The following is a 19,319-nucleotide window of genomic DNA, read 5'->3' as shown; positions in this document are numbered from 1 at the left end:
ATTTAAAAAGTGAGTTGACGAGATTGAAGAAGCAATTATGGTACTTCTATGCGCTGGGGGCGGGAATATTATTTTTTCTGCTGCTTCCCATCAGCGCAGGTGCAGAAGCAAATGTGTTAGACTGCCTTGAAAATGACGAGGGGTGTAACGAAGAAGAAGTAAATACAAATCAGGAACAACCGCAAGAAAATGACGAAGATACGATGATGGACAACAATGACAATGCATTTTTAGTAGAAGATGACAATTCCGGTGCCTCTATGGGCTGGCAGATTGTCCGATTAGTTATTGGTTTGGCGCTTGTATTAGGCTTGGTTTACATCGTATTAAAGTTTTTAGGAAAAAAGAACGGATTTAATCAGCAGCCGGGGATTCTGCGTAATGTAAGCGGCGTGTCCGTCGGGTCGAATAAATCCGTGCAGATTATCCAGGCGGGAAATAAATATTACCTTATCGGAGTCGGGGATAATGTGGAGCTGTTAGAAGAAATCAATGACTCTGAAACTCTGGAACAATTGCTGAACCAACCGGTGGAAAAAAAGACAGATGCTTTATCTTTCTTTTCAAAAGGAAAAAATGCAGAAGCTGATAAATCATCCGGAGCGTCTTTTAATCAATTATTGAACAAGGAATTGAAATCGATTCGTAAAAATCGCCAGGATTTGATTCAGAAACATAAGGAAGATCGCAATGAATGAATTTATAGATATCTTTTCAAGTTCTGATCCATCCAATGTAGCGATGTCGGTAAGGCTATTATTGTTATTAACCATATTCTCTTTAGCTCCGGGGATTTTGATTTTAATGACGAGCTTTACACGGATTATTATTGTTTTGTCATTTGTACGTACATCATTGGCTACGCAGCAGATGCCTCCCAATCAGGTGTTAATCGGTATTGCGCTGTTCATCACGTTTTTTGTCATGGCTCCTACCTTTTCGGAAGTCTATGAAGAAGGTTTATCACCGCTTTTTGAAGAGGAAATCACTCTGGATGAAGCTTATGAAAATGCAAGTGTTCCGTTAAAAGAATTTATGGCACAGCATACGAGACAGAAGGATTTGCAATTATTTCTGAGCTATACAGAGGCAGAGCCGCCAGAAACTGTACAGGATATACCGTTAACCACCCTGGTACCTGCATTTGCAATCAGTGAGTTAAAAACGGCATTTCAAATGGGCTTTATGATTTTTATTCCCTTTTTAATTATAGACATGGCTGTTGCAAGTATATTGATGTCTATGGGGATGATGATGCTGCCGCCGGTAATGATCTCATTGCCATTTAAAATATTATTATTTGTGTTAGTGGACGGCTGGTATTTGATTACGCAGTCCCTGCTCGGCGGTTTTTAACATGTATTGGAATTATAGGGGATGCAGGACGTACCGGAAGGAGCAGAATCAATGAGTAGTGAGTTGGTATTGACCCTGGCTGAACGGGGGATTTTCACCATTTTATTAATAACAGTCCCGTTGTTGCTGTTGGCTTTGGCAGTAGGTTTACTGGTAAGTATTTTTCAAGCGACAACGCAAATTCAAGAGCAGACATTAGCATTTATTCCTAAAATTTTAGCGGTATTAATTGGTCTGGTATTTTTTGGACCTTGGATGCTGACAACCATGGTGGAATTTACTTCGAATCTGTATGTGAATTTAAATGAATACATAGGGTAGTTTTGCGTGATGATTGAGATGATTAATTGGAACCTTGTTCCTGCATTTATGTTAATTTTTGTACGGCTTTTGACGTTCTTTGTCATTATGCCTCTATTCTCTTATCGGTCTGTTCCAGTTCAATTTAAAATAGGAATCAGTTTTTTTCTGACAATCATTTTCATTTCCACAGTAGATATCGATCATGTGGCGCTGAATGATTTATATGTCTTCTTGCTGGTGAAAGAAGCGCTGGTCGGTATTTGTATTGGACTGATAGCATTTATTCTAGTGTCGGCTATCCAGATTGCCGGCGGATTTATTGATTTTCAAATGGGATTTGCCATTGCAAATGTGGTAGATCCGCAAACAGGCGCGCAGAGTCCTTTGACAGGCCAATATTTTTATATTATTGCATTGTTATTTCTGTTATCCGTAGATGGGCATCATATGATTATCAATGGCATGATGAACAGTTTTTCCTACATTCCATTAGATCAATTTATCCCTTTTGGCGAGGAAAGCATCATAGAATTGGTGTTAACCACTTTTAATACGATGTTTCTCATCGCTTTTCAAATTGCTATTCCCATTGTCGGTTGTCTGTTTTTAGTGGATGTGGCATTGGGAATTGTAGCACGTACCGTACCGCAGATGAATGTATTTGTTGTCGGGCTGCCATTGAAAATTTTAGTGAGTTTTGCAGCCATTCTCGTATTTCTCGCTCTGTATGTCGGATTACTGCAATTTGTTTTTGAGTCGATGTTTCGGGTGATGGAGCAGTTGATGGCTTTATTTGGAGGTGTTTAATGTGAGGTTAACATTAGACTTGCAATTTTTTGCAGGCGAAAAAACAGAAAAAGCCACTCCAAAGAAAAGGCAAGACGAACGTAAGAAAGGTCGTGTTGCCAAAAGCCAAGATATCAATACAGCTATTCTGTTGCTGGGATGTTTTAGCGGATTATTTGTATTTGGCGGGTATATTCTTAATTACATGTTGGCTTTTTACCGGAAATCATTTACGGAATATATTCATTGGGATATAACGAATCATTCCATTCAGACCCTCTTTAATGATGCAGCCCTTCAAGCAGCTCTCATGGTGGCACCGATTATGCTGATTGCGATTGTTTTTGGGGTCGCAGCCAATTTGCTTCAGGTTAATTTTTTATTTTCGACAGAGACATTAAAACCGGATTTGAAAAAAATTGATCCGATTAAAGGTGCGAAACGAATCTTTTCCATCCGTGCATTGGTAGAATTTCTGAAGTCGATGATGAAAATTGCTTTAGTCGGTACAGTAACATTTTCAGTGATCTGGATAAATAAAGACCAGATGCTGATGACGGCCATGCTGGAGCCGGAAGGAGCTTTGGGATTTTTTGCACAAGTTACGGCTATCATGGCTTTTGCTGCGATTGCTCTATTAATCTTTTTAGGGGTGCTGGATTATTTGTATCAAAAATATGATTTTGAGAAAAACATCCGCATGTCAAAACAAGATATTAAAGACGAGTATAAAAATGTCGAAGGAGACCCTTTAATTAAATCAAAAATGAAAGAAAAACAGAGGCAAATCGCAACCAGAAGAATGATGAGTGAAGTTCCGGGAGCGGATGTCATTATTACCAACCCGACACATTACGCGGTGGCAATTAAATATGATGAAACAAAGGCGGATGCTCCCTTTGTTGTTGCGAAAGGGACAGACAACATTGCGCAGCGCATGAAGGAAATTGCAAAAGAGCATCATGTACATATGATAGAAAATCGTTCTCTGGCAAGGGCACTTTATGCAAGTACGGAAATAGATGAACGGATTCCAGAAGAATACTTTCAACCGGTCGCAGAAGTGCTTGCTTATGTGTACCAAATGGAGAAAAAAGCGTAAGAAGTTAGGGGAGAATGGAAATGAAGTTCCGGGATATTGCGGTTCTCATAGGCGTTATACTAGTCATTATCATGCTGGTTATTCCTTTGCCTGGAGAACTTTTAAGTCTTTTCATATTAATGAATATTATACTTGCACTGGTTGTCATTTTAGTAGCAATGAATACAACGGAACCATTGCAATTTTCCGTGTTTCCGACGTTGATATTGCTTTTGACATTATTTCGGTTAGCTTTAAATGTGTCCACAACCCGGGCCATTCTCTCTGAAGGTGATGCTGGAGGCGTTGTCGAAACGTTCGGCTCCTTTGTTATAGGCAACAATCCCTTAGTCGGATTTGTGGTGTTTGTCATATTAGTAATTATTAATTTTATTGTTATTACCAAAGGTGCAGAACGCGTATCGGAAGTGGCAGCCAGATTTTCCCTCGATGGTATGCCCGGGAAGCAGATGAGCGTTGATGCCGATCTCAATGCAGGTTTGATTACAGAAAGTCAGGCAAAAGAGCGTCGTGAAAAAATTGAAAATGAAGCCGATTTTCATGGCTCCATGGACGGGGCAAGTAAATTCGTTAAAGGAGATGCCATTGCAGGAATCGTTATTGTACTGATTAACATTCTCTTTGGAATGATTATTGGGGTCGTCCAGATGGGAATGTCCATGCAAGAAGCGGTTGATTTATTTATGAGGTTGACTGTCGGGGATGGTCTGGTCAGTCAAATTCCTGCGTTGCTGATTTCTACTGCAACAGGCATTGTTGTGACGAGATCTGCCCGCGGAAGCAACTTAAGTTTCGATGTGACAGGCCAGCTGTTACAGTTTCCGAAGCTATTATATATTGCTGCAGGGGCTATTTTCCTCCTTGGACTGACACCGATTAATTTTTTCCTGACCACTTTGTTAGCTGCTTTTTTAGCTTTCAGCGGTTATTGGATGGAAAGAAAGAATACAGAACCAGAAGAAGTCACCGAGGAAGAGGAAGAAGCATCCGAATCCACAGCGCTTAAACAGCAGGAAAATGTCGTTGATTTGTTAAATATGGATCCGATCGAATTTGAATTTGGCTACGGATTAATTCCTTTAGCGGATACATCCCAAGGAGGCGACCTCCTGGACCGCGTCATTATGATACGGAGACAGCTGGCGATTGAACTGGGACTGGTCATTCCTGTTGTCAGAATCCGGGATAATATTCAGCTGCAGCCGAATGAATATCAATTGAAGGTAAAAGGGGATAAGATTGCCAGCGGTGAATTAATGCTGGATCATTATTTAGCTATGGCTCCGGACTTTTTAGAAGATGATATAGAAGGAATTGATACAACCGAGCCTGCATTCGGGCTACCGGCAAAATGGATAAGTGAAAATGTGAAAGACGAAGCGGAGTTATCGGGTTATACGGTCGTTGATCCTCCTTCCGTGGTATCGACCCATCTGACAGAAGTGATTAAAAAACATGCATTTGAACTGTTGGGAAGAGAAGAAACGAAACAGCTTATCGACCACTTAAAAGAAACGAATCCAATCTTAGTGGAGGAAGTAACGCCGGAACCATTATCTGTCGGGGATGTTCAAAAAGTCTTGGAAAAACTGTTAAGAGAAGGGGTATCCATCCGGAACCTGCCGGTGATTTTTGAAACGTTAGCTGATTTTGCCAGGTTCACAAATGATACCGATGTTTTAGGTGAGTACGTCCGGCAAGGTTTAGCCTCCCAAATCACGAAAAGTTTTGTGAAAGATGATAATCCATTGAAAGTGATCACGATTTCCGGAAAGATTGAAAAAACCATTGCTGATCATATTCAGCAGACGGAACACGGCAATTACTTGGCATTAGAACCAGAGCAGCAGCAGGATATTGTACAGGCGATTCATAAGGAAGCGGAAAAAGTTTCATTGCAGGAGGAAACGATCATTATTATTTGTTCTCCTGCAGTACGGATGTACTTGAAGCAATTGTTGGACAGGTTCTTACCTCAGGTTGTTGTGTTGTCCTACAATGAATTGGAGCCGTCCGTCGAGGTACAAAGTGTTGGGGTGGTGAATATCGCATGAAAATAAAAAAATACAAAGCTCCTTCTATGCCGGAAGTGATGAAACAAGTGAGGAAGGATTTTGGCACCGACGCTGTGATTTTACAGTCCAGACAAGTAAAATCAGGCGGTGTGTTAGGTTTCTTTAAAAAGAACTATATCGAAGTGGTTGCCGGATATGATCCTGATCCGGTCAAACCTGCTCATAAAACAGCTGTCAAAAAGGAAGAAACTGTTTTAAAAAAAGAGTCAAACCAGGAAGATACAGGAAGTACTTCCATTTCCCGTTCAAAAGAAATGGAAGAGGTGTATAAACTGCTGGAAGCGCAGAACAGACAGTTGAAATTTAAGTTAACACCGGAAGAACAACGGATTTATGACAACTTAATCGGTCAGGAAGTTCTCCCTGACATTGCTTTACATCTCGTTACGGAAGGAAATAAAGATGCCGGTTCCTCTGAAGGAGACCTAATAATGACCTTGCAGTACAATGTTGATAAACAAATAGAAAGACATTTAGAGGGCCTGCAGACCGGGTTTACTCATCAGCAAAAAGTGATTCAGTTTGTCGGGCCGACTGGGGTAGGGAAAACGACAACCATTGCAAAAATTGCTGCACAAATGCAATTAACAGAAAAGAAAAATGTAGCCCTGATTACCTTGGACACATACCGTATTGCGGCGGTAGAACAATTAAAAACCTATGCAAAAATTCTCCATATACCGGTAGAAGTGGCGTATACCAAGAAAGAATACCGAGAATATATCGAACAGTTACAGGATTATGACGTGATTTTAGTGGATACAGCAGGCCGGAATTATCGGGATGAAATGTATGTGAAAGATCTGGCTGACTGGATCAATCCTGATGAGGTGACCAATTATCTGGTGTTATCGATGACTTCCAAACCGAAAGATTTTCTGGACATTTACGGGAAGTTTGCTGCGATTGGTGTCGATGGTTTGATATTAACGAAGCTGGATGAAACGGAGCAATATGGAAACATTTTAAATGTCCTGTCGCACTATCCAGACATCCGGATCGGTTATATGACAAACGGGCAAGATGTTCCCGAAGATATGATGCATCCGACCCTGGATCAATTAAGGCAACTCATTACAGGTGGCAAGCAATGAGTTATGATCAGGCAGAGAAACTCCGGCGCAAACTTTCTTCTGACAGGTTTGCAAAAACCATTGCAGTATGCAGCGGGAAAGGCGGAGTAGGAAAATCAAATTTTACGCTCAACTTTTCTATGAAACTGGCACAGGAAAACCACCGTGTACTGATATTTGATTTAGATGTCGGCATGGGGAATATTGATTTACTTCTCGGCATGCAAACAGACTATTCTATAGCAGATGTTTTAAATAACCGTATTTCGATGCGTGAAGCCATTGTAAAAAGCCCTTATGGGTTGGATTATATCCCTGGAGGTTCCGGTCTGCTTGAATTTTTGGAGCTGGACAATCATAAAGCGGCTATCTTTTATCAAGGGCTGGAGAACGTGTTAAGGGAATATGATTATGTGCTGTTTGATATGGGAGCGGGCATGACTGAAACAGCGTTATTTTTTATTTTGGCTGCAGATGAATGTTTTGTGGTAACAACAGCGGAACCAACCGCTATTACAGATGCGTATGGAATGGTGAAGCACATCCTGGCTAATCAGGCGGATATGCCAATTCATACGATTTTAAACCGTTCGCGTAACAATGCTATTCTCGATAACTTTCATACGGTAATCGACTCCTTTTTACATGGAAAAGCGCAGGGACTGGGCTGTATACCCGAGGACGGCAATGTGATGAAAGCGGTGATGCATCAAAAGCCGTATACCGTGTTGTATCCAAAAACGAAGGCATCAAAAGCGATAGATGACATTCTGAAAAACTATATAAACCAAGCCGATAGTTCGGTACGTAAATCCGGCAGTTTCATAGAACGAATAAAACATTTCGTGAAGGGGTGAAGGAATGGCTCTCATTAATGTGCTTGTCGTAGATGATTCTGCATTTATGAGAAAGATGATTGCAGAAATCTTAACAGAAGACGGCCGGTTTCATGTTGTCGGGACTGCTGTACACGGAATAGACGGCGTGAATAAAGTGAAAAAATGGCAGCCGGATGTGGTGACGATGGATGTACATATGCCAAAGCTGGATGGGTTAGAGGCTTTAAAACAGATTATGGATGAAAATCCTGTACCGGTCATTATGCTGTCCAGCGAAACAAAACAAGGCGCTGACTATACAATCCAAGCTATCTCGACAGGTGCTGTGGACTTTATTACCAAGCCGTCCGGATCCATTTCTTTAGATATAAAAAAGGTAGAAAAAGAAATCTGCGACAAAGTATATACAGCAGCAACCGTTAAAGTACATAAAAAAATAAGCCGTGCACAAGCGCATAAGCCGATTGAAGAGATTCAACAGCCGTTAACGATGCCGGCACCGCCTGCGCTTTCATCGAAAAAACTGGTTGCCATCGGAACATCTACCGGCGGTCCGAGAGCTTTGCAGAAAGTAATCACCGCTTTACCAAAAGATATCCGTGTTCCGATTGCCGTTGTACAGCATATGCCCCCGGGATTTACGGCATCACTGGCGGAAAGACTGAACCAAATCAGCCAGGTGGCCGTGAAAGAAGCTGAGCACGGCGAGGTTATGAAAAAGGGGACAGTCTATATTGCACCGGGCGGTTATCATATGGAAGTAAAACATAGCGGGATGGCGGTAATCGTTTCATTAAACCAGTTATCTCCGGATAACGGACATCGTCCATCTGTTAATACGTTGTTCCGTTCGTTAAGTGCCCTCCGGAATTATCAGATAGTCACCTGTGTTTTAACAGGGATGGGAAACGACGGAACAATCGGCTTAAAAGAACTGAAAAAAGCTAACCCTCATGTATTATCCCTGGCAGAAGCAGAGGAAACAGCTATTGTTTACGGCATGCCTAAAGCTATTGTGAAAGAAGGGCTGGCTGATTATCAAGTACCCTTAAATCAAATGGCCAGTCAATTGAATAATCTTGTCAACAAATAATTTGAAGGGAGTGATTTTCATGATGCAAGAACAGTCAATGCCAGAAGCATTGGAAAAAACAATTATTTTTAAGTTAAACGGCAGTGAATACGGACTGCCTGTGAATTTTGTAGAGTCTATCGAGACAGCCTTGCCAATCACTCGGGTGCCGCATGAGAAAAACTACATTAAAGGAGTCATTAATCTGAGGGGCAAGATTATTCCTGTCATCGATTTGCGAATCCGGCTGGAAGAGCAGCAGGAGCACAGTAATGAGGAAGATCAAATCATTATTACCAGAATAGAAGAGACACAGGTAGGATTAATTATAGACAGCGCAGAGGATGTTTTAGATATCCCTGTTCATTTGTTGGAAGATCCGCCGGAAACAATTAGTACTGTGAAAAAGGAATACATCCATTCTATTGCACATCTGGATGATCGCTTCATTATTCTATTAAATATATATGCATTATTACATTTAGAAGAAATAAAGACGCAAGAAATGGATGATCATTAATGGATGTTTTTCAATTAACCGGTTTTCAAAAAGATATTTTAAAAGAGATAGGAAACATTGGCGCTGGAAATGCTGCAACTTCCTTGTCCCGGCTTTTGGGACAGAAGGTTGATATGACGGTTCCTAATGTGGAGGTTGCGGATTTTAATGAGGTGATTGCGTTAGTTGGCGGACCGGAGCAGCCGATTGCCGGCATTATGTTTCAAGTAGAAGGTGAGATAACAGGTGTAATGGCAATTGTGGTGGATATCGAAGAAGCAGAATATCTGGTGCAAAAATTGACTCATAATCAGGCGTTTCAATTATCTGAACAAACAAACGGTGCTGCATTAGAGATTGCTATGTCTGCTTTGAGTGAAATTGGAAATATCTTAACTGGATCCTATCTCACGGCGCTTTCTGACTTTACAGGGTTGCATCTGCAGCCTTCCGTTCCGCATCTGGGAATGGACATGGCTGGAGCTATTATGACGATGGGATTATTAGAAATTTCTCAAGTCACAGACTACTGCATTATTATTGATACGGAAATCAGGCAAGAGGAAGAAGAACATGAACAGATTAGAGGGAATTTCTTATTTATTCCAGACCCGGAATCTTTTCAGAAGCTTTTTGCCACATTAGGATGGCATTAATATGCATACGATGAAAACCATTGTCAACGTAGGTATTGCGGATACAAAAACAGTCACAGCACCAGATACAATCCGTACTTTAGGTCTCGGTTCATGTATCGGCACGGTTTTATATGATGAAAGACAAGGAATAGCAGGGCTGTCCCATGTACTATTACCTGATTCCAGTCAAGCAAAGGCAGGAAATATAAATCTGATGAAATATGCAGATACGGCTATTCCGCAGCTGCTAGAAATGCTGCAGGAACTTGGAGCCAAGAATATAAAAGCCAAAATAGCCGGAGGGGCGCAAATGTTTCAAATTGGTCAGGGCACCAGTTTTATGCGAATCGGCGATAAAAACATGGAAGCAGTTCAGGGAGCGCTCCGGAAATCAAATATTAGCATCGTTTCCTCTGATGTGGGAGGAAATCTGGGAAGAACCATTGAATTTGATCCAACCACTTCCATACTTTCTGTGAGGAAACGCAATCATGATGTTTTTACTATTTAACCGATTGGAAAGGAGCGTGTATTTCTTTGAGTTCTTTAGAGCCTTCGCAAGAAAGAATTTTATGGGAGAATTGGACGTCGAGTCAAGATAATGAAGCAGCAAATATACTCATAGAGAACTACATGTATCTTGTTTCCTTTCACACGGAAAGAATCGCTAGTCAGCTGCCTAATCGTGTTGATCGGGAAGAAATACGCAGTTATGGTTTGTTGGGACTTTATGATGCATTGCATAAATTTGAGGTGAAACGTGATCTGAAGTTCGATACATATGCTTCATTTCGAATTAAAGGTTCTATTATGGATGGTTTGAGAAAAGAAGACTGGCTGCCCCGATCTATTCGGGAGAAAACGAAAAAGGTGGAGCAGGCAAGTGAAGCCTTTGAGCAAAAATATCAATGTGAGGCACAGCCGGAAGACATTGCTGATATAACCGGAATGCCCCTTCAAGAAGTAGAGACCACCATGCGGGATATGGTCGTTAGCAACATGCTGTCCATTGAGGAAAAGCCGAAAAGCCATGAAAGTGATTTGAAAGAAGGCATCGGCTATAGTGTTTCGGACAAACCGGAGCTGCGTCCGGAATCCAGACTGCTGCGGGAAGAACGGAAAGATGAATTAATAAAAGGGATTCAATCATTAAATGAAAAAGAACAGCTGGTTATCAGTCTTTTTTATCAAGACGAACTGACCTTTACCGAGATTGGCCAAGTATTGGGGTTGACAACTTCCCGGATTTCGCAGATCCATAAACGGAGCATTGTCAAATTACGGTCCACGTTACAAAAAATGACGCAGGCTTAGGTAGAAAGATAAGTATATAAAAGAATGTATGGAAAGGGATAAATATGTCAACATTACTATGGATGATCAGCTTTATATTACATGGTGTCTCCATATTAGCTATCTATTTATTACTAAAAGACAGACAGCATACCGGTGGTAATAAGGAAACAGAAGCATTATTAAAAGAGACGCTGGCGGAAATACGGAGAGAGAATAGAACGTTGCAACATCTTTTAGAGGAAGATAAGCAGCCTGATAAAAAAACCGCTGATAAGGAAGAAAAACAACAATCTCTTTTTCCCGTTACAGAAGAGGCAGAAGCAATGCCTGTCAAAAAAGAAGGAGAAATCCAAAGCCCGGAAATGTTTTCAACTGCTCCTTATCAGGATGAAGTAGAAACTTCCCTGGAAGCAAAGGTATTGCAGCTCCATACCAATGGAATGACATCAGATGAGATAGCTCAGCAGTTAAACTGTGGTAAAATGGAAGCTGAAATAATTATCAAAATGCACAAACGAAAAGCGTAGAGCGCCCGTTTAAAAACGTAGAGACCCTCGCGTTACAACTGAGATAAAGGAATCACGGTGAGGTAACGAACCGATGATGACTTTCACCCGCGGGGCACGACGGACACGACGTCCTAGTATCGACGTTGGTCACAGGACGTGACCGTTCCTAGTCGATGAAAGTGCGACTATAGCTCTGTCTGCGCCTGTCGGCTTGCCAGTCAGCAAGTCTTCTTTTCACCCGCGGGGCATAAGTGCGACTTTACTTCTGTCTGCGCCTGCCGGCTTGCCAATCACTAAGTCTTCTTTATCGTAGGGCGTGACGCGAAATCTCTAAAGTTTGGCGCTCGGAGCTAGACAGCTATAACCCAAGCCTAAGAGTATATTTAATAAAAAATTAAACTTATTGTGCATCAAAAAAAGTCATGAAAATTACTTGCTTACATGGGGATGTTGTGGTATATTAACTTTTGGTGTAAATAGTCTAATTATCAGAGGGAATATGTTCATTCTCTATCAATAGTTAGATAAAAATAACACACGCATTTGGATTTGTAAGATTGGTGCTGACAGTCAGTATTCTTATAAAGAAGAAAAATGCGGAGGAATAAAACCAATTAGGAGGAATTTATTATGGCAGCAATTTCAATGAAACAATTGCTAGAAGCTGGTGTACACTTTGGTCACCAAACACGTCGTTGGAACCCGAAAATGAAAAAATATATTTTCACGGAGCGTAACGGCATTTATATCATCGACTTACAAAAAACAGTTAAAAAAGTGGATGAAGCTTACAATTATGTGAAAGAAATCGCAGCAAACGGCGGTACTGTTCTTTTTGTAGGTACGAAAAAACAAGCACAGGACTCTGTACGTGATGAAGCGATCCGTTCAGGCATGTTCTATGTAAACCAACGCTGGTTAGGCGGAACGCTAACAAACTTCCAAACAATCCGCAAACGTATTAACCGTTTGAAAGACATTGAAAAAATGGAAGAAGACGGTACATTTGAAGTACTGCCTAAAAAAGAAGTTGTTGATTTACTGAAAGAAAAAGAACGTCTTGTGAAATTCTTAGGCGGCGTAAAAGAAATGAACAAACTTCCGGATGCCATGTTTGTTATTGATCCTCGTAAAGAGCGTATTGCTATTGCGGAAGCTCATAAATTAAACATTCCAATCATCGGAATTGTTGATACAAACTGTGACCCGGATGAGATTGATTATGTCATTCCTGCAAACGATGATGCCATCCGCGCAGTAAAACTTCTCACTTCAAAAATGGCAGATGCTATTCTGGAAGTGAAACAAGGTGAAGAAACAGAAGAACCTGTTTCTGAACAAGACCAATTAGAAGCAGAAGTAGAAGAAGAAACTGCTTCCCAAGAGTAATCTTTTAAAAGGTGAGGGTGATAAGAGGATAGAAGCCTTTTATCACCCTTTTTTCAAGAAAGAAATGAATATGCTATATGCACGAACTCTATAAATGAAAAATTCAAGGAGGAATTTAACATGGCAGTAACTGCTCAAATGGTTAAAGAATTACGTGAAAAAACAGGTGCCGGAATGATGGACTGTAAAAAAGCATTAACAGAAACAAACGGAGATATGGAACAAGCAGTTGATTTTCTTCGTGAAAAAGGGATGGCAAAAGCTGCTAAAAAAGCAGACCGTGTTGCTGCTGAAGGCTTAACACACATCGAAATCGATGGAAATAGAGCTGCTATCATCGAAGTAAACTGTGAAACAGACTTCGTAACTAAAAATGACCAATTCAAACAATTGCTTTCTGACCTTGGTAAACATGTTGTGACAAATAATCCAGCAGATGTAGAAGAAGCGTTACAACAAAATCTTTTAGACGGTTCAGAAACAGTTGGAGATGCGATTACAAAAGTTATTTCTCAAATTGGAGAAAAAATCTCTCTCCGTCGTTTCACTGTATTGGAAAAAACGGATAACGATGCTTTCGGTGCTTATCTTCATATGGGCGGAACTATCGGCGTACTTTCTCTATTGGAAGGAACAACGGATGAAACACTTGCTAAAGACATTGCAATGCACGTAGCAGCTATCAACCCGCGCTATACAACTCGTGATGAAGTTGCAGAAGAAGAAGTAAACAGTGAGCGTGAAATGCTTAAAACACAAGCATTAAACGAAGGCAAGCCGGAAAACATCGTTGAAAAAATGGTAGAAGGCCGTTTAGGCAAATTCTTTGAAGAAATCGTTCTTTTAGAGCAAAGCTTTGTAAAAGATCCGGACCAGAAAGTGAAAAAATATGTTGAGGATAAAGGTGCTTCTGTCAAAGCATTCGTTCGCTATGCAGTAGGCGAAGGAATGGAAAAACGTGAAGATAACTTCGCGGAAGAAGTAATGAGCCAAATTAAAAAATAAGTGATACAAATTAGGGGACATTAATTTGTTCCCTTCTTTGTAACTATATAAGTGCAAAATATATTTTTTCTCTGGAGGTTATTATGACAACAGCACATTATAATAGAGTTGTGTTAAAATTAAGTGGAGAAGCTTTAAGTGGAAAAGAAGGGTATGGAATCTCACCCGAAATTATTCATTCCATTTCAGAGCAAGTGAAAGAAGTTGCAGACCTCGGCGTCGAGGTAGCTGTAGTTGTAGGCGGAGGAAACATCTGGCGCGGTAAAGTAGGATCCGAAATGGGGATGGACAGAGCTTCAGCTGATTATATGGGCATGCTTGCAACCATTATGAATTCCTTGGCCCTGCAGGATGGTCTGGAAACAATTGGAGTAGAAACCAGAGTTCAGACATCCATTGAAATGAGACAAGTTGCTGAGCCATACATAAGGCGGAAAGCAATCCGCCATCTGGAGAAAAAACGTGTTGTTATTTTTGCTGCCGGAACCGGGAATCCTTACTTTTCTACCGATACAACAGCAGCATTACGTGCTGCAGAAATTGAAGCAGAAGTAATTTTAATGGCTAAAAACAATGTAGACGGTGTTTATACGGATGATCCTAAAATGAACAAAGAAGCAAAAAAATATCAAACACTTACGTACTTGGAAATGCTAAATGCCGGATTAGGCGTGATGGATTCTACCGCTTCTTCATTATGTATGGATAATGACTTATCATTAATTGTCTTCTCTATTATGGAAAAAGGAAACATTAAGCGAGTCGTACAAGGTGAAAATATTGGAACAACGATAAGGGGGAACTAAAAATGTCAGATTCAGTGATAAAAGATATGAAGGAAAAAATGAAGCAGGCTGTTCAGGCTTTTTCAAGAAATTTAGCCTCTGTTCGTGCCGGTCGTGCCAATCCAAGCCTTTTGGATAATGTTTATGTGGATTATTATGGTGCAAATACGCCTCTAAACCAACTGGCTCAAGTTGGTGCTCCAGAAGCAAGATTACTGACCGTGACACCATATGATAAATCTGCAATCGGGGACATTGATAAAGCTATCCAGAGAGCAGATCTGGGACTTTCTCCATCCAATGACGGAAACATTATCCGGATTAATATTCCTGCACTTACACAGGAAAGAAGAAAAGAACTTGTGAAATTAGTCGGCAAATATGCGGAAGAAGCCCGCGTACAAATCAGAAACCAACGTCGTCAAGCGAATGACCAATTGAAAAAAGCTGAAAAAAGCGGGGACATTACAGAAGACGACCTAAAAGCATTTCAAGATGATGTGCAAGAAACAACAGATGCTTTTATTAAACAAATTGAAGACTTAGCAAAAACAAAAGAAAATGAAATTATGGAAGTATGATAAGAGATAGAGATTATTTCTTTCAGCTTTAACAGTAAATATATTTTTGTTTAAAGGTGACAGTTTTCTGCTAACGTAGTAAGATGCCATTAAGCCCTCTTATTAAAGGGGGTTTTTGTATTCATGTTACCGGCAATTCCGCTAAATACATGTTTAATGAAATATAGTCATAATAAAGGACGTTCAAAAAGTAACCAAATGATAAGCGCGAACTCTTTAGTTGATATTCTTGCCTCTAATTTTGGGACTGCGATTACTAATGTTGTCAGGTTAATAAATTTAAAAAAAATAATAGTTGCTATAAGCATAGAGCAATAAAGCTAACCAGCGTAGTGTTTTTCCGTAGCGGTCATACTAACCTGACAACATTGCTGCGATTACTCGTCCCATCGAAAATCATTGGCTACTTTTGAACAGACACTAATTATTATTGGCATGGTCATGCCTTTCATCCCTTGTTCTTTTTATAAATGAAGAGGGTTATGAACAAACAACCATTCGGGGGACGGAAAATGTCTATTAAAATTCCTTTTTTATCAAAACAATCAAAAGAAACGGATTCACTTTCTGCAGATAATATTCCGGATCATGTAGCCATCATCATGGACGGAAACGGCAGATGGGCGCAAAAGCGGGGCTTACCCAGGTTTGCAGGTCATAAAGAAGGTGTTTCTACGGTGAATAAAATCGTTAAAACCGCTGTAGGAGCGAATGTGAAGGTTTTAACGCTGTATGCTTTCTCCACAGAAAACTGGAAACGCCCAAAACAAGAAGTGGACTATATTTTAAAACTTCCAAAAGAATTTTTGCATGTATACTTACCGAGCTTGATGGAGAATAATGTTCGTATTGAGACCATAGGTGATTTTCATGCATTGCCAAATAATACGCAGGAAGCTGTAAACTATGCAAAAGAAAAAACAAAGAATAATGATGGCCTTATCTTAAACTTCGCACTGAATTATGGAAGTCGTTATGAAATTTTAAAAGCTGTGAAGCAAATTGCAATGGATTTAAAAGAAGAAAACTTGGATATCGATCATTTAGATGAAGATACCTTTTCCAAACATTTATATACGGATGGTGTATCTGATCCGGATTTATTAATCCGCACTGGCGGCGAATACCGCTTAAGCAATTTTATGCTCTGGCAAATGGCATATACGGAGTTTTGGTTTACGGATAAGCTCTGGCCGGAATTTACGGAAGAAACATTTTGTGAAGCATTACTTGCATATCAGCAGCGGAAAAGACGATATGGAGGTATATAAGGTGATGATAATGGAATGAAGCAACGAACGATAACAGCAATATTGGCTCTGCTGGTGTTTGTCCCAATTATTATTATGGGCGGCATGCCATTTACTATTTTTATCTATCTGCTGGCCACTATCGGATTAATTGAATTAATCCGTATGCGCCACCCGGAAAAGGGTTTCGTACCATATGTTTTATCTGCTTTATTAACGTGGGTGATTTTACTTCCTGAAGCCGTTTTTACGGATATAGCGTGGTTTACGAAGTATGAATTGATTTCAATTATGATTTTTGTTTTATTAGCATATACGGTATTGGCTCAAAATGCGTTCACGTTTGACCAAGTGGGATTTGTTATTCTTGCAGCGTTTTATGTCGGATTAGGGTTTTTCTACTTGATAGAGACAAGAGACGGCGCTAATGCACTGAGAAATATCTTATTTGCATGCTTTATCATTTGGGCAACAGATACAGGTGCCTACTTGTTCGGAAGAAAGTTCGGCAAACGGAAACTATTGCCTGCAATCAGCCCAAAGAAGACAGTAGAAGGAGCGCTCGGAGGTATATTAGTAGCAGTAGTTGTTGCTGTTATCTTTCATTTGGTAGTACCATTTGATCACTCCTGGCTGACAGTAATGATTGTTACGGTGATTGCTTCTAGTGTCGGGCAAATTGGTGATTTAGTTGAATCCGCGTTTAAACGTGTATATAATGTGAAAGACTCAGGGAAAATTCTTCCTGGGCACGGTGGTATTTTAGATCGCTTTGACAGCATGCTTTTTGTTTTTCCATTACTGCATTTTATTCATTTTTTTTAACAAATGGAAACGAATGTTGTAGAATCAGTAAAGTAAGCTGAAATGTTGCATATACTAGGTGAAGAGCTTTCTTTTCTTCGTACATAACAAAGTTTATTTTAACATTGCAGGACAAGCCGGCGTGTATTGTGTTAAAGGCTTAGTGGTAGCACAAAAATAAATTCATTTTACGTCATTGGTTTACGTAATCGGGTTATGTCATATTATTATGGAGAAATAGGGTTTAACATACTCTTTTACCTTTATCAGAAGGAAGGTGCTGTCATGACAACTGTTATAGCATTTATATTAATGTTTGGTGTACTCGTTTCTATTCATGAGTGGGGTCACTTGATTTTTGCGAAACGGGCCGGGATGCTTGTCCGGGAATTTGCAATCGGATTTGGCCCAAAGATATTAACATTCACAAAAAATGAGACACTCTATACCATTCGGTTAATCCCGGCGGGCGGATATGTCCGTGTTGCGGGAGATGATCCGGAGATCGTTGAGTTAAAACCAGGACATCATGTTGCTCTGGATTTTAATAAAGATGGAAAAGTATCTCAAATTATCGTCAATAACAAATCAAAACATCCAAATGCCCGCACGATTGAAGTAGAAAAAGTAGATCTGGATCATGAACTTTATATCGAAGGTTATGAATTGGATGATGAAGAAACAAAACTTCATTTTGATGTCGATCCGAAAGCATTGTTTATCGTCGATGAAAGAGAAACGCAAATTGCACCTTTCGATAGACAATTTGCTTCGAAAACGGTCGGACAGCGTGCGATGCAGCTATTTGCCGGACCGATGATGAACTTTGTACTTGCCATCTTTGTCTTCCTGCTCATTGGGCTGATTCAAGGTGTTCCTGTAGAGGAAGCGCAGATGGGTGAAATTCAACCTGATAGTCCGGCAGAAGAAGCAGGATTCGAGGAAAATGATATTATCACGCAAATCGGCGACCAGTCCATTTCAACCTGGGATCAATTTACAAGCATTGTGCAGGAAAGTCCAGAACAGGAATTGGATTTGATTGTCTCCAGGGGTGGTACGGAACAGGAACTTACCGTTGTCCCGGCAGAAGTGGAGATTATTGATGAGCAAGGCGATCCAATGAATATCGGACAAATTGGTGTAACTGCAGCATATGAGAAAGATATTCTGGGTACTATAACCTTTGGCTTTGAGCAAACATATGAAACAACAAAGCTTATTATTAATAATTTAGTGATGTTAGTAACAGGACAACTTTCCATTGAAGTATTATCCGGACCGGTAGGAATTTATGATGCAACCGATCAAGTGGTACAATCCGGTTTTACAAACTTTTTAATGTGGACGGCCATGCTGAGCATTAATTTAGGAATTATTAATTTAGTTCCTCTGCCGGCGTTAGACGGTGGCAGACTAATGTTTGTCGGAATCGAGGCAGTCAGAGGAAAGCCGGTTGCTCCGGAAAAAGAAGGTGTATTCCATTTTGTCGGATTTGCCCTTCTGATGTTATTAATGATTGTTGTCACATGGAATGACATTCAGCGATTATTCTTGTAAAATATAATAGTAAATCCAATAGGTTACCCTTGTCGATTTATAGACAAGGGTTTCGTGTTTTAATAATAACTCAACTTTCGGACTTTAAACTTCTTTTCCAAAGGAACAGGGTTTGATCGTTTCTTTCATACAGCTGAAGATGAGAAGATAAGGTGAGGTGTAAGGCGACCGCTGCGGCGGACCGTTTTGCTTTCCGACGCACAACGGTTTTGATGGGGCGAGTAACCGCAGTCCCAGGACGTACTAGTGCAGAACGGCTGAATTCACTCTCCCTTCCATGTTATTCTTGACTTGTAAAAAATAACCAAGGGGATGAATGGAAATGGTTAAGCAAGCTGTCGAGATAAAACTAAGTGAAAAACAACATAAAATACTTGAAAAAATGTTTAGGGGTAGC

Annotated in this window: 22 protein-coding genes; all 22 read left to right on the top strand. The window is 40.3% G+C overall.

Translation table 11 applies throughout. From position 1 onward, the window contains the following. Positions 1-23: 23 nt before the first annotated feature. The 22 genes from ACFQ19_RS16255 (at position 24) to rseP (ending at position 18,922) form a co-directional block, all read left to right on the top strand. Entirely contained in the window at positions 24-698 is a 675-nt protein-coding gene (locus ACFQ19_RS16255) for a flagellar biosynthetic protein FliO (RefSeq protein ID WP_379593690.1), read from the top strand. Beyond that, positions 691-1,356: a flagellar type III secretion system pore protein FliP gene (gene fliP, locus ACFQ19_RS16250; RefSeq protein WP_379593689.1), complete on the top strand. Its 666-nt coding sequence runs from the start codon at positions 691-693 to the stop codon at positions 1,354-1,356. The genes ACFQ19_RS16255 and fliP overlap by 8 nt, the downstream gene beginning before the upstream one ends. 51 nt (positions 1,357-1,407) lie before the next feature. Then, positions 1,408-1,677: a flagellar biosynthesis protein FliQ gene (gene fliQ / locus ACFQ19_RS16245; RefSeq protein WP_379593688.1), complete on the top strand. Its 270-nt coding sequence runs from the start codon at positions 1,408-1,410 to the stop codon at positions 1,675-1,677. A 9-nt stretch (positions 1,678-1,686) separates the two neighbouring features. Further along, a complete protein-coding gene (fliR, locus tag ACFQ19_RS16240) occupies positions 1,687-2,466 on the top strand; it encodes a flagellar biosynthetic protein FliR (protein WP_379593686.1) in 780 nt (259 codons plus the stop codon). 1 nt (position 2,467) lies between these two features. Then, positions 2,468-3,547 (top strand): flagellar biosynthesis protein FlhB, encoded by a 1,080-nt coding sequence (gene flhB / locus ACFQ19_RS16235; RefSeq protein ID WP_379593684.1) that lies wholly within the window; start codon positions 2,468-2,470, stop codon positions 3,545-3,547. Between the two features lie 20 nt (positions 3,548-3,567). Then, positions 3,568-5,601 (top strand): flagellar biosynthesis protein FlhA, encoded by a 2,034-nt coding sequence (gene flhA, locus ACFQ19_RS16230; RefSeq protein WP_379593683.1) that lies wholly within the window; start codon positions 3,568-3,570, stop codon positions 5,599-5,601. After that, positions 5,598-6,716 carry a flagellar biosynthesis protein FlhF gene (gene flhF, locus ACFQ19_RS16225; protein WP_379593682.1) on the top strand — a complete coding sequence of 373 codons (1,119 nt, stop codon included), beginning with the start codon at positions 5,598-5,600 and terminating at the stop codon, positions 6,714-6,716. Before flhA ends, flhF begins: the two co-directional genes overlap by 4 nt. Further along, positions 6,713-7,552 carry a MinD/ParA family protein gene (locus tag ACFQ19_RS16220; RefSeq protein WP_379593681.1) on the top strand — a complete coding sequence of 280 codons (840 nt, stop codon included), beginning with the start codon at positions 6,713-6,715 and terminating at the stop codon, positions 7,550-7,552. Before flhF ends, ACFQ19_RS16220 begins: the two co-directional genes overlap by 4 nt. 4 nt (positions 7,553-7,556) lie before the next feature. Then, on the top strand, positions 7,557-8,627 hold the full coding sequence (locus tag ACFQ19_RS16215) for a protein-glutamate methylesterase/protein-glutamine glutaminase (RefSeq protein ID WP_379593680.1): 1,071 nt from the start codon (positions 7,557-7,559) through the stop codon (positions 8,625-8,627). 19 nt (positions 8,628-8,646) lie between these two features. After that, on the top strand, positions 8,647-9,126 hold the full coding sequence (locus tag ACFQ19_RS16210) for a chemotaxis protein CheW (RefSeq protein ID WP_379593679.1): 480 nt from the start codon (positions 8,647-8,649) through the stop codon (positions 9,124-9,126). Next, positions 9,126-9,761, top strand: coding sequence for a chemotaxis protein CheC (locus tag ACFQ19_RS16205; protein ID WP_379593678.1), 636 nt, complete (start codon positions 9,126-9,128; stop codon positions 9,759-9,761). The genes ACFQ19_RS16210 and ACFQ19_RS16205 overlap by 1 nt, the downstream gene beginning before the upstream one ends. Before the next feature lies 1 nt (position 9,762). Beyond that, the gene (locus tag ACFQ19_RS16200; RefSeq protein WP_379593677.1) at positions 9,763-10,254 is read left to right on the top strand and encodes a chemotaxis protein CheD; all 492 of its coding nucleotides are present in this window, start codon (positions 9,763-9,765) and stop codon (positions 10,252-10,254) included. 26 nt (positions 10,255-10,280) lie between these two features. Further along, a complete protein-coding gene (locus ACFQ19_RS16195) occupies positions 10,281-11,057 on the top strand; it encodes a FliA/WhiG family RNA polymerase sigma factor (protein WP_379593675.1) in 777 nt (258 codons plus the stop codon). A gap of 44 nt (positions 11,058-11,101) precedes the next feature. Next, positions 11,102-11,566, top strand: coding sequence for a DUF6115 domain-containing protein (locus ACFQ19_RS16190; protein ID WP_379593674.1), 465 nt, complete (start codon positions 11,102-11,104; stop codon positions 11,564-11,566). Positions 11,567-12,178: 612 nt separating this feature from the next. Continuing rightward, complete coding sequence (gene rpsB / locus ACFQ19_RS16185; RefSeq protein WP_379593673.1) at positions 12,179-12,937, top strand: 30S ribosomal protein S2; 759 nt, start codon at positions 12,179-12,181, stop codon at positions 12,935-12,937. Positions 12,938-13,057: 120 nt separating this feature from the next. Then, entirely contained in the window at positions 13,058-13,942 is an 885-nt protein-coding gene (tsf, locus tag ACFQ19_RS16180) for a translation elongation factor Ts (protein ID WP_379593672.1), read from the top strand. A gap of 83 nt (positions 13,943-14,025) precedes the next feature. Continuing rightward, on the top strand, positions 14,026-14,748 hold the full coding sequence (pyrH, locus tag ACFQ19_RS16175) for a UMP kinase (protein WP_379593671.1): 723 nt from the start codon (positions 14,026-14,028) through the stop codon (positions 14,746-14,748). Positions 14,749-14,750: 2 nt separating this feature from the next. Then, positions 14,751-15,308, top strand: coding sequence for a ribosome recycling factor (frr, locus tag ACFQ19_RS16170; protein WP_379593670.1), 558 nt, complete (start codon positions 14,751-14,753; stop codon positions 15,306-15,308). A gap of 123 nt (positions 15,309-15,431) precedes the next feature. Then, the gene (locus tag ACFQ19_RS16165; protein WP_379593668.1) at positions 15,432-15,626 is read left to right on the top strand and encodes a hypothetical protein; all 195 of its coding nucleotides are present in this window, start codon (positions 15,432-15,434) and stop codon (positions 15,624-15,626) included. Positions 15,627-15,820: 194 nt separating this feature from the next. Further along, positions 15,821-16,579, top strand: a complete 759-nt coding sequence (locus tag ACFQ19_RS16160; protein WP_379593667.1) for an isoprenyl transferase — start codon at positions 15,821-15,823, stop codon at positions 16,577-16,579. A 15-nt stretch (positions 16,580-16,594) separates the two neighbouring features. Beyond that, positions 16,595-17,383, top strand: coding sequence for a phosphatidate cytidylyltransferase (locus tag ACFQ19_RS16155; RefSeq protein WP_379593666.1), 789 nt, complete (start codon positions 16,595-16,597; stop codon positions 17,381-17,383). Positions 17,384-17,647: 264 nt separating this feature from the next. After that, entirely contained in the window at positions 17,648-18,922 is a 1,275-nt protein-coding gene (rseP, locus tag ACFQ19_RS16150) for an RIP metalloprotease RseP (RefSeq protein ID WP_379593665.1), read from the top strand. The last annotated feature ends 397 nt before the right edge of the window (positions 18,923-19,319 follow it).

Origin of the sequence: Oceanobacillus locisalsi (assembly GCF_042675985.1) — a bacterium.
GTDB lineage: Bacteria > Bacillota > Bacilli > Bacillales > Amphibacillaceae > Oceanobacillus > Oceanobacillus locisalsi.
The sequence above is the reverse complement of the archived record's forward strand: the minus strand, read 5'-3'. Positions and strand labels throughout refer to the sequence as shown.